This window comes from Vibrio sp. SALL6 (assembly GCF_002002385.1).
In the GTDB taxonomy this organism is placed as follows: domain Bacteria; phylum Pseudomonadota; class Gammaproteobacteria; order Enterobacterales; family Vibrionaceae; genus Vibrio; species Vibrio parahaemolyticus.
In genome coordinates this window covers 1-13,220 of the sequence record NZ_MQVK01000045.1, presented here as the reverse complement: position 1 = coordinate 13,220, position 13,220 = coordinate 1, and the positions used below count along the sequence as shown (strand labels likewise).

Annotated in this window: 18 protein-coding genes; all 18 read right to left on the bottom strand. The window is 40.8% G+C overall.

What is annotated here, in order from left to right; all coding sequences use genetic code 11:
- Window positions 1-25 precede the first annotated feature (25 nt).
- The 18 genes from BIW15_RS22915 to BIW15_RS22805 all read right to left on the bottom strand — a co-directional run bounded on the left by BIW15_RS22915 (window position 26) and on the right by BIW15_RS22805 (window position 13,120).
- On the bottom strand, window positions 26-493 hold the full coding sequence (locus BIW15_RS22915) for a cold shock domain-containing protein (RefSeq protein WP_025527288.1): 468 nt from the start codon (window positions 491-493) through the stop codon (window positions 26-28).
- Between the two features lie 206 nt (window positions 494-699).
- Complete coding sequence (locus tag BIW15_RS22905; RefSeq protein WP_077281669.1) at window positions 700-1,119, bottom strand: NUDIX domain-containing protein; 420 nt, start codon at window positions 1,117-1,119, stop codon at window positions 700-702.
- Between the two features lie 149 nt (window positions 1,120-1,268).
- Window positions 1,269-1,673, bottom strand: coding sequence for a DUF1801 domain-containing protein (locus BIW15_RS22900; protein ID WP_077281668.1), 405 nt, complete (start codon window positions 1,671-1,673; stop codon window positions 1,269-1,271).
- A gap of 136 nt (window positions 1,674-1,809) precedes the next feature.
- Entirely contained in the window at window positions 1,810-2,346 is a 537-nt protein-coding gene (locus BIW15_RS22895; RefSeq protein ID WP_077281671.1) for a nucleotidyltransferase family protein, read from the bottom strand.
- A 628-nt stretch (window positions 2,347-2,974) separates the two neighbouring features.
- Entirely contained in the window at window positions 2,975-3,253 is a 279-nt protein-coding gene (locus BIW15_RS22885; protein WP_025628219.1) for a hypothetical protein, read from the bottom strand.
- 166 nt (window positions 3,254-3,419) lie between these two features.
- Window positions 3,420-3,839 (bottom strand): hypothetical protein, encoded by a 420-nt coding sequence (locus tag BIW15_RS22880; RefSeq protein WP_029856947.1) that lies wholly within the window; start codon window positions 3,837-3,839, stop codon window positions 3,420-3,422.
- An 8-nt stretch (window positions 3,840-3,847) separates the two neighbouring features.
- On the bottom strand, window positions 3,848-4,282 hold the full coding sequence (locus tag BIW15_RS22875) for a Panacea domain-containing protein (RefSeq protein WP_077281667.1): 435 nt from the start codon (window positions 4,280-4,282) through the stop codon (window positions 3,848-3,850).
- A 233-nt stretch (window positions 4,283-4,515) separates the two neighbouring features.
- Entirely contained in the window at window positions 4,516-5,010 is a 495-nt protein-coding gene (locus BIW15_RS22870; protein WP_077281666.1) for a GNAT family N-acetyltransferase, read from the bottom strand.
- Between the two features lie 778 nt (window positions 5,011-5,788).
- The gene (locus BIW15_RS22855; RefSeq protein ID WP_031791315.1) at window positions 5,789-6,205 is read right to left on the bottom strand and encodes a hypothetical protein; all 417 of its coding nucleotides are present in this window, start codon (window positions 6,203-6,205) and stop codon (window positions 5,789-5,791) included.
- A gap of 153 nt (window positions 6,206-6,358) precedes the next feature.
- Window positions 6,359-7,411, bottom strand: a complete 1,053-nt coding sequence (locus BIW15_RS22850; RefSeq protein WP_077281665.1) for a restriction endonuclease — start codon at window positions 7,409-7,411, stop codon at window positions 6,359-6,361.
- Window positions 7,412-7,554: 143 nt separating this feature from the next.
- Window positions 7,555-7,917 carry a DUF2750 domain-containing protein gene (locus BIW15_RS22845; RefSeq protein WP_029812447.1) on the bottom strand — a complete coding sequence of 121 codons (363 nt, stop codon included), beginning with the start codon at window positions 7,915-7,917 and terminating at the stop codon, window positions 7,555-7,557.
- 144 nt (window positions 7,918-8,061) lie between these two features.
- Complete coding sequence (locus BIW15_RS22840) at window positions 8,062-8,460, bottom strand: VOC family protein (RefSeq protein WP_025542664.1); 399 nt, start codon at window positions 8,458-8,460, stop codon at window positions 8,062-8,064.
- A gap of 255 nt (window positions 8,461-8,715) precedes the next feature.
- Window positions 8,716-9,924, bottom strand: a complete 1,209-nt coding sequence (locus BIW15_RS22835; protein ID WP_077281664.1) for a deoxyguanosinetriphosphate triphosphohydrolase family protein — start codon at window positions 9,922-9,924, stop codon at window positions 8,716-8,718.
- Between the two features lie 163 nt (window positions 9,925-10,087).
- Entirely contained in the window at window positions 10,088-10,585 is a 498-nt protein-coding gene (locus BIW15_RS22830) for a hypothetical protein (protein WP_077281663.1), read from the bottom strand.
- A 163-nt stretch (window positions 10,586-10,748) separates the two neighbouring features.
- Window positions 10,749-11,087, bottom strand: coding sequence for a hypothetical protein (locus tag BIW15_RS22825; protein WP_077281662.1), 339 nt, complete (start codon window positions 11,085-11,087; stop codon window positions 10,749-10,751).
- Window positions 11,088-11,230: 143 nt separating this feature from the next.
- Window positions 11,231-11,752 (bottom strand): GrpB family protein, encoded by a 522-nt coding sequence (locus BIW15_RS22815; RefSeq protein ID WP_077281660.1) that lies wholly within the window; start codon window positions 11,750-11,752, stop codon window positions 11,231-11,233.
- Window positions 11,753-11,937: 185 nt separating this feature from the next.
- On the bottom strand, window positions 11,938-12,228 hold the full coding sequence (locus BIW15_RS22810) for a YkgJ family cysteine cluster protein (protein WP_077281659.1): 291 nt from the start codon (window positions 12,226-12,228) through the stop codon (window positions 11,938-11,940).
- Between the two features lie 208 nt (window positions 12,229-12,436).
- Window positions 12,437-13,120 carry a hypothetical protein gene (locus BIW15_RS22805; RefSeq protein WP_077281658.1) on the bottom strand — a complete coding sequence of 228 codons (684 nt, stop codon included), beginning with the start codon at window positions 13,118-13,120 and terminating at the stop codon, window positions 12,437-12,439.
- Window positions 13,121-13,220: the final 100 nt, after the last annotated feature.

Here is a 13,220-nt window from a genome sequence, read left to right as displayed (position 1 = left end):
TCTTGAACAGTTTGTTATGCCGATACTACCAGTTACCGCAAAACTGGCTTTCACACGGTATACCATCGTTGTCACCGTCTATTTTGACATTAGGACAGTTTGATAGATAAAACTTAGCTTCGCTGCACGATACCATCTCACTACAGTAAGTTTTACCTTGGCAACTAAAACCCATGTTTTCATATTCCGGATTTAATGTCGGCTCTATTCCGAATAGATAGAATCCCGCACCAACAATGCCAATAAACACTGCGGACAATAACATTGAAAAAGGATTGACTTTGTTGGGCTCAACACCGAGCAACTGTGCCGTCGATGCACTTAATTTTGGAGCATTGTTTACCAATTGAAACTCGACTTGGTCACCTATTTGTGGACGTCGATAACCCTTTTTGAACTTGGAGACATGAACAAAGATATCTCCATCAAGTTCTTCGGAATTTATGAACCCAAAACCTCTGTCATCAACCCAGCGAACAATTATTCCTTTCATATACTCACCCACTTTCCATATATCACTTTTAGATAGACCCTAGCTCTAACTTAATAAAGTGTCTACTAAACGTGGGGTACTCGGAGGCATAACGCCGCGTTAAGTAGTGAGCAACGCTTGCGCCTAACTTAAACCATTGCACCTTAAACACTAAACTAACTTGAACTAAAAATGCCACGCGTTGCGAATCTGCCTTAAACGCTTTGTTATATTCGACCTTCAGATACCAGTGAACTGACTATCGCCTTTGCTTCGACGGGCACAAGATTTAACTGACTTAAATCATTAAGTTTTACCCAAGTTAGTTCATATCGGTTAGAGCAATTTTGTGCTTTAAATTCTGGGCTTTGCGTTGATAATTTAGGTTCAAAAAACGGCACACTTACAAGAAAGAAATGCTCCTTTCGCCCACGATTTACGACTGAGAAAGTTTCTTCTAGATTGTCTACTTTCAAAGATGTTTCCTCGAACACTTCTCGAACTATTGCTTGCGCAAGTAACTCTCTAGACTCTACCCCACCACCGGGGAAGACCCAATAAATTCGACTACCTTTGACGCGTTTTATGAGAAGTATTTCAGCATTTTCACGGTTTACCAATAGAGCACTAACTCTCTGTTTCTGCATTTTTAGCTCCAAGGATATAACGCCGCGTTAAGTAGTGAGCAACGCCTGCACCCAACCTAAACCATCGCACCTTAAACACAAAACTCAATATGACCTGAGAATGCCACGCGTTGCGAATCTGCCTTAAACGCTTTGTTATGTGAATTATTTCAAGCACCCAACAGAGGCAAACTTTTACGCTGCTGATAGGTTAAAGCTAACTCTAAACAGGACTTGATTGGTGTTTCTGGCAACGGTTTCGATAAGGACAGAACTATTGCTCTGTTTCCCTGAAACTCCAGTTCTGCACCATACAATTCCCGAAATGTATCGACTAACTTAGTTTGGCAGTTAAAGAACAAGTAATAATTATTGGGGGACTTTAGTTTCCAATCCATTCTTAGGGGACTGCCTGTTTTTACGCTGTAACTTGGTTCACCCCATTTTAGAGATTCATCGATTTCACCCAACTCCAATTCAGATGCGATTTGAAAGACTAGATTTCTCAGTTCCTCTAACCTAAGGCGAACATTTTCCGGATATTCATCGAAGCGAGCTTTGACTACCTTGTTCATTGGAACCTCCTATTCACATAACGCCGCGTTAAGTGGTGAACAACGCGACCACCTAACCTAAACCATTGTGCCGTAAACACTTAAGCAGAATCAAACTGAGAATGACAAGCGTTGTGAATCCGTCTTAAACGCTTTGTTATGGCGCAACTCTCAACGATGGCCACCGAACTAGCCACCCATTTGAATTTACGCGACTTTCAAAGGTTTCGCGTAGCCTTTTGGGATTATACGTGACCCAGTAACTAAATAGGGATTCAAACCCAAAAGCAGCAACACATTCATATTGGTTTAGCCCAATTTGGCGAATTGCTACCGCTGTTTCTTTTTCTGGCCAGTAACTCATTGCGTCCACTGAACTTTGATAAGGATTGTCACCATTACGCTCGTGCATTATAGCTTGGTTACGTACTTGCCAGTTAAGCTGTGGCATACGATCTTTTAGCTGTGCTTCATACTCCAAATAGGTATTGGGATTAGATTCGCTTGGGTCAAAGTAGATTACATCCACATCATTCAAGGGAGTAGATACTTTGAAACCATGCAGTGAGTCCCAAACTAAATTTCGAACGAAACCTGCCGCTATATAGCACTGCGGCAAACCTAACTCTGAAACGCAATTGAGAGCCTCAACTCTGATTGGATCTTGTTTGACTAGTTCTACAATTTTATCCATTTTCGCCCTGCGCCATAACGCCGCATTAAGGGGTGAACAACGCATTCCACCCAAACTAAACCATTGTGCCGTAAACACTAAAGTTAATTCAAACCAAAACTGCCAAGCGTTGTGAATCCCTCTTAAATGCTTTGTTAGTTGCCAAGCCTAAAGCTTTGATTAGAAGCCAATGACTGCTTTGCCAACTATGTTTTTATGTGTTTTGAAAAACTAAAATCAGGCGTAGTTTCAAAGCGATCGTCACTGAAACCACTTGGAACACGCAACGCCGTAGAAAACGAACTGACAACATCAAAAGACCTTTTGGAGAAACAATGCCACAAAGCTGACTTTCAACAAGTAAATCGGCTTCTGAAACGGCAAACCAAACTAAGAAAAGATCGAAGCTCAATTCCGCGAGCCATGAGCCCGAAGTTCAATGTGCAGAATCGAGCAAAGCACACGAACGATTAGACCTAAACACTCTGTTTTAGCTGCGATTTTCTCGTTGGCAACTAACGCCGCATTAAGGTGTGAGCAACGCTACCACCAAACCTAGACCATTACACCGTAAACACGAAACCCAACCTTGAACTGAAAATGCCAAGCGTTGGGAATCACTCTTAAATGCTTTGTTATGTGCAATTTGCTACTTGATTTCGTATTGAGGTAAACCTTGCCAACCATCAACATGAGAAACAGTTCGATATATTTGATTACCCTTTATTTCGTACTGAGGTAATCCTTGCCAACCGTCAACATGGGAAACAGTGCGATATATTTTATCCCCTTTTATTTCATACTGAGGTAGACCTTGCCAACCATCAACATGTGAGACAGTTCGATATATCTTGTTCCCCCTGATTTCAAACTGAGCTAAACCTTGCCAACCATCAACATGCGAAACTGTACGATAAATCTGTGGCATACATCATTCCTATCTGAATAAACCTAAGAATTATATGGGGATTATGATTCTGATAATCAACCTTGCACATAACGCCGCATTAAGGTGTGAGCAGCGCTTGGCTATACTTGAGCGAAGCGAAAATGCCAAGCGTTGCGAATCACTCTTGAATGCTTTGTTAGTTGTTCTATCCGTGGTCATATAAGGTGAAGTTATTATCAAACCACAAAACATAGAATACATCGTTTTGTCTATAACCCACCATCGGACGTTTACCATGAAACCGAAATGATAAAAAATGGTCTACATCTGGAGTAATAAAGTTGGGGATAGGAGCGCTAATTGACTTTCTATCGATTTTCTCAAAACCCAAGCCATGACGAGGCATCTGTTTAATTTCACGCCACGTATTGTTCTTGCGACGAAACATCGCTTCGGCAAAGAATGCTTTACCTTCTTGGTCAAGACATTGGAGGCAGAAGCTACCTGCTTGTAAGCGCTCTAGAGAGAAGATTGGAGTCTTATCGTCATAATTAACATTAACTTCTTTTGCGGTGATTTTGGATTTAGTATTGGCTTTAGGATGTTTGATCTTCTTTTTAGCCATAAATTGAATTACTCAACTCTAGTGTCAAAATATGCTTTTAAATCTCGTTTTGAGATAACACCAGCATGTCCTTCATTTTCTATCCAAGGACTTTCTTCATGAGTCATATTTCTGAGTTTCCAAGCACTAAACTGACCGAAAACATCAAAAATTTCTTCGATATGTTCAATCTCACCTTTCGTCAAGCGTGTATGTGGGTTAAACCTAGGATCTGGTTCGATAGCTTCTCTGCCAAACTCTTTATAATCATGGTAAAGCTCAGGAACCACTGGACCATGTGCCCACGCTTCAATATCCGCGTCAAAAAGAGTTTCTTCATTCAAAGCAAGGTAAAAGCCTTGTGCATAGTACACAAGCTTCTGAAGTTTCAAGTTCGAGATACCTTCATCATTTTCATCCGCTAAGCGAACAAAATACTTAGCTACGTCTTTTACATCTGCCATACCATAACCCCTCGCAAAATAGCTGTGCGATTATACAGGTGTATCTATATCCAACAAGTTTAGCTTATAAAAAAATTGACGCACTTAACGTGTGCAACCTCAACTTTAGAACAACTAACGCCGCGTTAAGTAGTGAGCGACGCCTGCACCTAACCTAAACCATTACACCTTAAACACAAAACTCGATTTGAACTGAGAATGCCACGCGTTGCGAATCTGCCTTAAACGCTTTGTTATGTGCGTGCTAAACGGTAGCGCCTTACAGTGCCCTCGGTTTCACTTATGTAATTGCCAAGATACTCACCGCCACAGTTTTCGATAACCTTTTGGGACGCTGGATTGTCAATTGAACAAGTAACAATAACTGAGTCAGTGACAACATGGTCTCGCACCCAAGCTAGGAGAAACGAGGCTACACCTTTACCACGAGCTGACGGTCTAGTTTCGTAGCCAACATGCCCAATGACATTTTCTACGTTGGCATTAGTACCTTTACGAACTCGAATAGCGCCTAAGATTTCAGAGTCAGATACGCAATAATACGTTGTACTGGGTAAATAACCGTTTGGTAATTCAGAATTTGCCTTAGAACGTTCAACCAAACCTGATAAATAAGCTTCAGGATCTTGCTGAACGCCGGAATATTTAGGGATACCCGACTTCAAACATTCTTTCGCGTAACTCGCTAATATTGGAGCTAAATCTGGACTCGCTTCTATTACTTCCATGTCAATTTTCCTCAAAAGCACATAACGCCGCGTTAAGTAGTGAGCAACACTACCACTGAACCTAACCTATTGTGCCGTAAACACTAAAGCTGAATCAAACTGAAAATGCCACGCGTTGCGAATCTGTCTTAAACGCTTTGTTAGCCAAATACATTCAATCTAAGCAATCACTATGTCAGCTAACTAAGATAACTGGAGCTGCCGAGTTGCAGCAAGTATCGCTGATACTGTTACTATAGAGAACGCTATTTGAATAAAGAACACGATAAAAATAACCTCTAAAAACACTATTTTCTTATAGCGCCAAAGAGCACAAATAATAAACATAATACGCCTACGGCCTGCTCTACCATTTGATGCAGCTGCTCGACCTATCTTATCTGACCATCGCCCGAAGTCTCCGTATACCCCAGCTACAAACTGACAGCAATTGGCATAAAATGCTGATAGGAAAGCGATTAACAAGACAAAAAAGATAGCGGTCGGAAGCCAATTACTAAGGTCAAAGACTCCAAAATTGAGTCGAGAGCCAACTGTTAATGCGAATGATAGCAACAGAACTTGCGGCGTCAAATTTCGCAAAAACTCCAAATAATGTTTCCGTCCTGAACGTATGAATTTCATTAGTATTCCTATTGCTAAACTCGTAGTTGGCTAACGCCCTGTTAAGGGGTGAGCAACGCAATACCGAAGCCGCCGTAAACCACCTTAATCATTAAATTCAACGCACAGCAAAAATGCCACGCGTTGCGAATCCCTCTTGAACAGTTTGTTATGCTTATGATTCACCATAGCAAATAGCCAAACCGTCTTTCATTTGCTGCTGTACTTGCGTAGAAACAAATTGGGGGACTGAATTACGGTTTAGAATCATGTAGATTGGTTTAAGACTAGTAATAACACTTTCTTGAGCTGCTTCTAATTCAAAGGATGCGGGGATGCCACCAAGCGGGTCAGAGATATCATTTGCTCTCTGCTTAAGAAGCATTGCATTGGACACTTTTAAATAGTGCTGCTTTAAAGCAAAAGTTAAGTCTTTCAGATCGTCAGTAGTAAAATCATCAATAAATCTAGCTACTCTTTCGTCAACTGTACTTTGATAGCACTCATTACTAATCTGAAGCTCCGCGCTCGGACCTTTAGCTGCACATCCAGCTAAGATAATGGCCAAAACACTGACAACAATAGCTCTCATACTCAAATTAACCTCATTATATAAAAATAAGCATAACGCCCAATTACGGGGTGAACAACGCCCCCACCCAAACCTAACGCATTGTGCCATAAACACTAAATTTGAAGTAGAAGCAAAAATGCCGAGCGTTGTGAATCCCTCTTAAATTGCTTGTTAGCCATTATCTCGTAAAATCTTCTCAATCCATTCATCTAAATCAGTTCTATCAACTTTCCCTAACGTATACCTGTCTCTCTCAATTCTCTTAAGTGCTCCAGCTGTAAGGTAGCTAGACGTAATTATCATTCCTTTACTTGCACCAAACTCATTCCTCACATCAGCTAGCTCGCGAACCAGATCTATCCCTATCTTATTTGACTCTTTATATTTTTTGGCTTGCCATACGGTTCGATACGTTCCTGAAATGCCGAGATTCTTATGTGCTATTACATCAACACCGCCGTCCTTGCTTCCTTGGGTTTGCTCTACTTCATACCCATCAGCTTCCAATAATCGTGCTACAAAGTTCTCGAATTGTTGCCATGACATTCCTTCTATGGTTTTTTTTCCAGATAACACGTCGTACAACAACTTAGATGAAGGAGAGAAAGTGATGATGCTTTCTTGAACACTAGGTAAGACGATCGTCAGCGGATCAACTATAATCTCGGTTTCTATTCTTTGAATACTGTTCAGATCATACAACTCAAAACTATTGAGTCTCTCTGTATCCATTTTCATCTCATGTATTACGCCAGTTTTAGTCCCTAAAACTGGCGTAGAACTGATGAATAGAATTCTACTATTTGGACTAGTTAATTTTATTTGTTCAGAAAGAGCCAGTGCCCATTTATGGTAACTATGAGACTCATCAAAAATAAATAGAACCTTTTTACTTTTAGATAAACCTATTATTTGATGATAGTTTTGATATCGACTAAGTTTCTGATAGGTACTCAATTGAACCGAGTTAAAGTAGTCTCCGAACTCTCCGACCGACAAGTTTAGATCTTGTGCAACTTGTCTCCATTGAAGCATTAATTCAATTCGATCAGTTAGTATAATAACCGATTCAAAATCTCTTCTTTGTAAATGCTCCTTGGCAGCTAAAAGAGAAGTTACGGTTTTTCCACTACCAGTCTGAGCGACCAATGTCGATAGAAAATCTGATGAGTTTGAGTAGTTTTCTACAAAAGATTTCTGCCAACTTTTTAGTTCCAAATACATCTAAACCTCTGGTTTTAAATGATGGCTAACGCCCTGTTAAGGGGTGAGCAACGCAATACTAAAGCTGCTGTATACCACCTTAATCACTTAAACCAACGCATAATAAAAATGCCACGCGTTGTGAATCCCTCTTAAACAGTTTGTTAGCTGCGTACCAACATTTTTGCCACATCAATTGCGACAACTTCAGTACCACAGAGGTTGGCATCCCAATTGGGACCTACAAGATGTCCATCGCTATGAATACCTTTTAGCCAATTATCAACGAATGAATCTAGGTTAATTGGAGTTGGGACATACAACTCCCAATCACCAATTGCGACCCGACTTGCGTATGCTCTATCTGACCAAAAAACATAAACTGTTGCGTCTGGATACTGATTCGAATTACAAACTGCCCAGCCACCATCAGGATGCTGAAGTCCCCAAACAGTTCTATTTTCGATTACTCTGTCGATAAATCTTATGTAATTGGAACTTGATGTAGCTTTATCTTGGATCATCATTTTTCCTCTAAGCAGCTAACGCCGCGTTAAGGTGTGAGCAACACTGCCCCAAACACTAAAGCATTGTGCCTTAAACACTAAACCCACCTTGAACTAAAAATGCCAAGCGTTGCGAATCACTCTTAAACGCTTTGTTATGTTGCTTTACGACCCCGCCCAGAAAAACTCTACCCTAATACCACTTGGGTCATAACACATTAAATGTTTAGCGGGCCCTGATTTAACAAGTTCTGGACCAAACTCAATTTCGACACCCGACTTAACAAATTGATCACGCAACTCATCTAGTTGCCCTTCACTCTCTACGAGTAAAGCCAAGTGATGTAAACCAACATTCGTTTTTCTGTCAAATGGAACGGTTGCTTCAGCCTTAGACGCCCATAGTGTAAGCATGATATGCCCATCACTCACAAATATTGCTGGATAATCGGGGTTTCTTTTTACTTCACTCCAACCTAATTGCTCAATGAAAAACTTCGCGCTTGCTTCTAGGTCAGATACCGTTAAGCCTACGTGGTGTATACCTTTTGTTAACGTAATCATTTTGTTTCCTTACTCGTTTAAATTGTTGGCAAACAAAGATAACGCGACAGAAAATAAGCATCAATACACATATTTTGAACAACTTCGTCAGTCTATTAGAATACGGCAGTTCAACTAGCAACATAACGCCGCATTAAGGTGTGAGCAACGCTACCACGGGATTACCCCATACCACCGTAAACACGAAACCCAACGATGGAATGAAAAATGCCAAGCGTTGGGAATCACTCTTAAATGCTTTGTTATAAGCCAACTCTACTTAAAATAGAATTTATCTGCGCTACCCTTACCAAAGTACTTTTCATACTCCTGAGCTGCATATGAGTCCATCATGCCTGAGATGTAGTCAGTAACTAAGCGAGTTTTGCAGTCATTAATTGAACGCAATTCTGGTGGTAGTAAGATGTTATCTTTGTTGTATTGTTCATCAGAATAAACCTCAAACAAACCACGAATAATCTGCTCTCCTCTTCGCTCGTAAAGCTGAATGTCTTTCTTACGAAGAATTGCTTTAAACAACAGTTTTTTCAGCCCCTCAGCTAGCTTTGCATGTTCTTTGTAACCTAAACAACCATCAACTAAACCAATGTCAGAGCATAAGGTATTAACTATTTTTGACGTCAGCTCTTTCTTGAGAACGATTGCATACTCTTCTGACGTACCACTACGACTAGCTTTCATAGCCACACCTTGCGCATCTTTCGCAATCGTAGCCATGGTTGGGTATGCATCTTTGAACTTGTCGCTAATGCTAAACTCATGAACTATTTCACCTAAACTAATCATGCCAAAGCTAAGTGCATCCTCTAAGTCATGTGCTGCATAGGCAATTTCGTCCGCTAAATCCATTATCTCAGCATCAATACTCTTGGTGACAATAACTCCTTTACTTTCAAGTTCGCCTTTTAAAAAATCATAATCGGCATCGTATAAGAACTTTTTACTGTTCTGCTGCTTATTGAAGAAGTATTTGGTAATAGCCATGAGAGTGCGCACATTTAGGTTTAGCCCCGGATACGCGTAATGTTTCTTTTCTAAAGTACGTAAGATTCGGAATGCTTGAGCATTTCCCTCGTAACCACCACACCCGGAACTCAAGTCGTTAAGTACAACTTCGCCGTAATGTCCAAAAGGCGGGTTACCAATATCATGTGCTAGTGATGCAGTTTCAGCTACAACCGTATGCTGCAACTTGAGGTCGTAAGCAATAGAGCGAGCAATTTGTGCCACTTCCAAACTATGCGTGAGTCGGTTTCGATTGAACTTGTTAGCATCTACACCAAGCAATTGCATCTTACCTTGCAGACGTCTAAAAGATGATGAGTATAGAACCCGTGCATAATCACGCATCAGATCTTGGCGGTGCTCAGAACGTCCATCATCGTGCTCGTGTACACGATACTCTAATTTAGAGATTATGTTCTCTTGCTCTCTCGCATACTCAATTACTTCTTTATCGTACATATTTTTCTCTTTATTAATTATCTAACCAACTAACCTTGGCTTATAACGCCCAATTAAGGGGTGAACAACGCCTCCATCCAAACCTAAAGCATTGTGCCATAAACGCTATATTTGAAGTAGAAGCAAAAATGCCAAGCGTTGAGAATCCCTCTTAAATTGCTTGTTATGCCTGTGCCTCAGCTAGCTTATTAATTTTTGGTTGCAAGAACCAAACTCCAATTGGAGAAAACCAAAACAGAAAGAACGGACCACAATACTCGAAAAAGCCAACAGGCTCCTGTTTCATGGCAACAACCATTTGCTTTGCCGCGAAAAGCATTCCGTAAAAAACACAGATCATAGAAATGAGATGTACCGGTACGAGCCAAGGAGGAAAACTCTGACTACTTAGGGTTAAAACTGAAAATACAATTGAGTAAGCTATTGGTATACCGAGTGAAAACTTCAATATTCTCGTGCTTTTTTTCAAACTGTCAGGAACTAAGCTATTAGCCTTAATACCTACACTGTATATCCAACCCAAAAGCACTGACATCCACAACAGCCAGGTGATAAAAAACACGACTAGATGAGGGACGACCCCAATCATCGAAGGCAAGACCATAGGCGTAACAATTAGCAAAAACATTTGCCAAGACTTCAATTTCAGTAGTATTTCCATAAACCTACATCCTCCTTGTAAGGCATAACGCCGCGTTAAGGGGCAGCGACGCGCTACCACCAAACGTCAACTTACTACCGTAAACACAACTACCAAGATTTAAACCAAAATCGCCACGCGTTGACTGTCCCTCTTGAACGCTTTGTTATGCGCTCATTGCGTTTCACCACTTGATTTCACTGCCGCCTTCTACAACATACCCAGATTCGATTAGCGATGTGATTACTATGACCTTACTCGCGTCAAGTCCGTAGTACTCTGAGATAGCGCTCGATAACCCAAGTTGGAGCAAACTTATCGACTTGCTCGACCAAATAGTGGGTAGATTTAACGAACAAACAGCTAAATACTCTTTTCCAAATTGCGCCTCACCTCGTACAACCGTTACCGTCATTTCTGAAGTATCTAACCCGGAGTGTTTTCCCCACAATTCAATCATATTTACTGAACTAATCGATTTATCAGGCGCATTAGGCGATAAAATGCAGTTTGCTATAGGCATATCGAACTCCGTTTATGTAGTGACGCATAACGCCCAGTTAAGGGGTGAAGCACGCAATGACCAAGTTTCCGCATGGCACTGCAACACCAAAACAAACGCATACCAAAAATGCCACGCGTGCTGAATCCCACTTGAACTGTTTGTTAGGCAAATTTCCAGTTGAGAGCCTTAGCCTCATGCTCTTTAATAAAGCTGTCTTTGTAGCGGCAATATACATCTATGTCATTGTTGCAGATTGCTGCACCAATTTTTTTTAATACGCCATACTCATCGGCCACTTCAGGAAATGCAATAAGATACTCCTTAAATTCGATGTGTCTTTGTGCTTCGTGTGAGCCTGTTAGAAAGGCGTGGACTTGATGAGTTCGTTGAACCCCACCTTTTTGAAAGTAGCGCCTACCCGGGATACCAAATTCACCTTTAGCAAGATAACCCAAAGATTCCATTAAGCAACTTTGCTCATCCAGCTCACTGAGACATTTAACTTCAAGCAGAATATCTATAATTGGTTTCGCACATAGACCTTCAACTGAAGTGCTACCGATATGGTGAACTCCCACCACATTTTCTTGGCTTAACGCATTACAGATTAGCGCTTTCTCTCGGTTAAAATCATCAGCCCACGACGACTGAAAATCTAAGACTTCAATTATCCTTAAACTCACGCCTATCTCCATTTGCCTAACGCCGCGTTAAGGGGTGAACAACGCAATGCCACCCAACTTAAACCATTGTGCCATAAACACAAAAACTAAACTTTGAACCAAAACTGCCAAGCGTTGAGAATCCCTCTTAAACGCTTTGTTATGGCTTACAACTCACGAATAAATAGAAACGCTAATCGGTTGTTTTATATAAACTTAACACGTTCATCTAGGCACTCATTAGAACCCATTTCGAATTCGCGGCATATCCAAGGACGATTTTCATAAATTGTGCACATTAGAGTGTTTCTATCTAAAGCCGCACACCAACCATCATTTAATCGCATCATTGTTTCACCACCATACTGATCACGAGCGATGAACTCTTCTGGCACGCCAGTATCAGAGATAATCATAACTTCAAGACGACAGCAGCAAGCTTTGCAGTTTGAACAAGATACATTTGAGGAAGGAGGTGTATTAGTTGGTATAAGCATAAGTAACTACAGTTTAGTCAATTGTGCATGATACCGTAAATTTGATGCGAACAACCTTCATTTCTGAGATTGCTTACCTTGTGAGCCATAACGCCCAATTAAGGGGTGAACAACGCCTCCACCCAAACCTAAAGCATTGTGCCATAAACACTAAATTTGAAGTAGAAGCAAAAATGCCGAGCGTTGTGAATCCCTCTTAAATTGCTTGTTAGCCTTCAATTTCCAAGGACATTTGTTCGATGATTTTGTCCTTATACACACCATTTTCTAGTGAATTAAGAAAAAAGTTTGTTACGTCCAACGCTACACGACAACACCACTCACAGAACTCCGTAGTTTCAATGCTGTAAAGCCAACTATCTGCTTCATCGAATGTTTCTAATACACCTATACTGACTAAATAATTTAGTTGTGCTTTGGGGCGGGGATACTCTACGCTAATCGTAACACCATTTTCACCTATCACTCGTTCAGATAGAATTACCTCTGGAGCACGATGTATGACTGCATTCCTCAGATTCCTAAGAATTTCAAAATCCTTGTCTGGGTGAGAGTTAGGACGAAACCTCTGGCGTGAAAATATAACCTTAGCTTTTTTATATTTCTGTGAAATTGAAACTTTATGAGCATTTCGCCCTGTCACGAGCCTTTTTAGATCGTCATACATTCGTCTCTCTCTGGCTGATAACCTGCCACCACAAAATAATTCTCGGGAGCATAACGACTCATTGATAAATGATTCGATGGTGCTAAATGAATACGTAAGGCATACAGCTGCTAATTCCGGATTGTTGCGAACATTATCTCTGGCATACTTTGCTATTGAATAAAACCGACGATGTGCGAAATGAACTTTTCGGCCTCTAATTACCTTACCTTTTAACTCTTCCACTTTCTCTCCTTGAAGGCTAACGCCCTGTTAAGGGGTGAGCAGCGCAATACCGAAGTTACCGCATACCACCTTAATCACTTAAACCGACGCATAGTAAAAA

Bases quoted from the DNA above. Each gene is read 5' to 3' on its own strand.
- BIW15_RS22840 (WP_025542664.1), bottom strand. From the start codon at position 8,460: ATGATTACGTTAACAAAAGGTATACACCACGTAGGCTTAACGGTATCT.
- BIW15_RS22835 (WP_077281664.1), bottom strand. From the start codon at position 9,924: ATGTACGATAAAGAAGTAATTGAGTATGCGAGAGAGCAAGAGAACATA.
- BIW15_RS22810 (WP_077281659.1), bottom strand. From the start codon at position 12,228: ATGCTTATACCAACTAATACACCTCCTTCCTCAAATGTATCTTGTTCA.
- BIW15_RS22825 (WP_077281662.1), bottom strand. From the start codon at position 11,087: ATGCCTATAGCAAACTGCATTTTATCGCCTAATGCGCCTGATAAATCG.
- BIW15_RS22850 (WP_077281665.1), bottom strand. From the start codon at position 7,411: ATGTATTTGGAACTAAAAAGTTGGCAGAAATCTTTTGTAGAAAACTAC.
- BIW15_RS22875 (WP_077281667.1), bottom strand. From the start codon at position 4,282: ATGGCAGATGTAAAAGACGTAGCTAAGTATTTTGTTCGCTTAGCGGAT.
- BIW15_RS22905 (WP_077281669.1), bottom strand. From the start codon at position 1,119: ATGCAGAAACAGAGAGTTAGTGCTCTATTGGTAAACCGTGAAAATGCT.
- BIW15_RS22880 (WP_029856947.1), bottom strand. From the start codon at position 3,839: ATGGCTAAAAAGAAGATCAAACATCCTAAAGCCAATACTAAATCCAAA.
- BIW15_RS22895 (WP_077281671.1), bottom strand. From the start codon at position 2,346: ATGGATAAAATTGTAGAACTAGTCAAACAAGATCCAATCAGAGTTGAG.
- BIW15_RS22915 (WP_025527288.1), bottom strand. From the start codon at position 493: ATGAAAGGAATAATTGTTCGCTGGGTTGATGACAGAGGTTTTGGGTTC.
- BIW15_RS22845 (WP_029812447.1), bottom strand. From the start codon at position 7,917: ATGATGATCCAAGATAAAGCTACATCAAGTTCCAATTACATAAGATTT.
- BIW15_RS22885 (WP_025628219.1), bottom strand. From the start codon at position 3,253: ATGCCACAGATTTATCGTACAGTTTCGCATGTTGATGGTTGGCAAGGT.
- BIW15_RS22830 (WP_077281663.1), bottom strand. From the start codon at position 10,585: ATGGAAATACTACTGAAATTGAAGTCTTGGCAAATGTTTTTGCTAATT.
- BIW15_RS22855 (WP_031791315.1), bottom strand. From the start codon at position 6,205: ATGAGAGCTATTGTTGTCAGTGTTTTGGCCATTATCTTAGCTGGATGT.
- BIW15_RS22870 (WP_077281666.1), bottom strand. From the start codon at position 5,010: ATGGAAGTAATAGAAGCGAGTCCAGATTTAGCTCCAATATTAGCGAGT.
- BIW15_RS22900 (WP_077281668.1), bottom strand. From the start codon at position 1,673: ATGAACAAGGTAGTCAAAGCTCGCTTCGATGAATATCCGGAAAATGTT.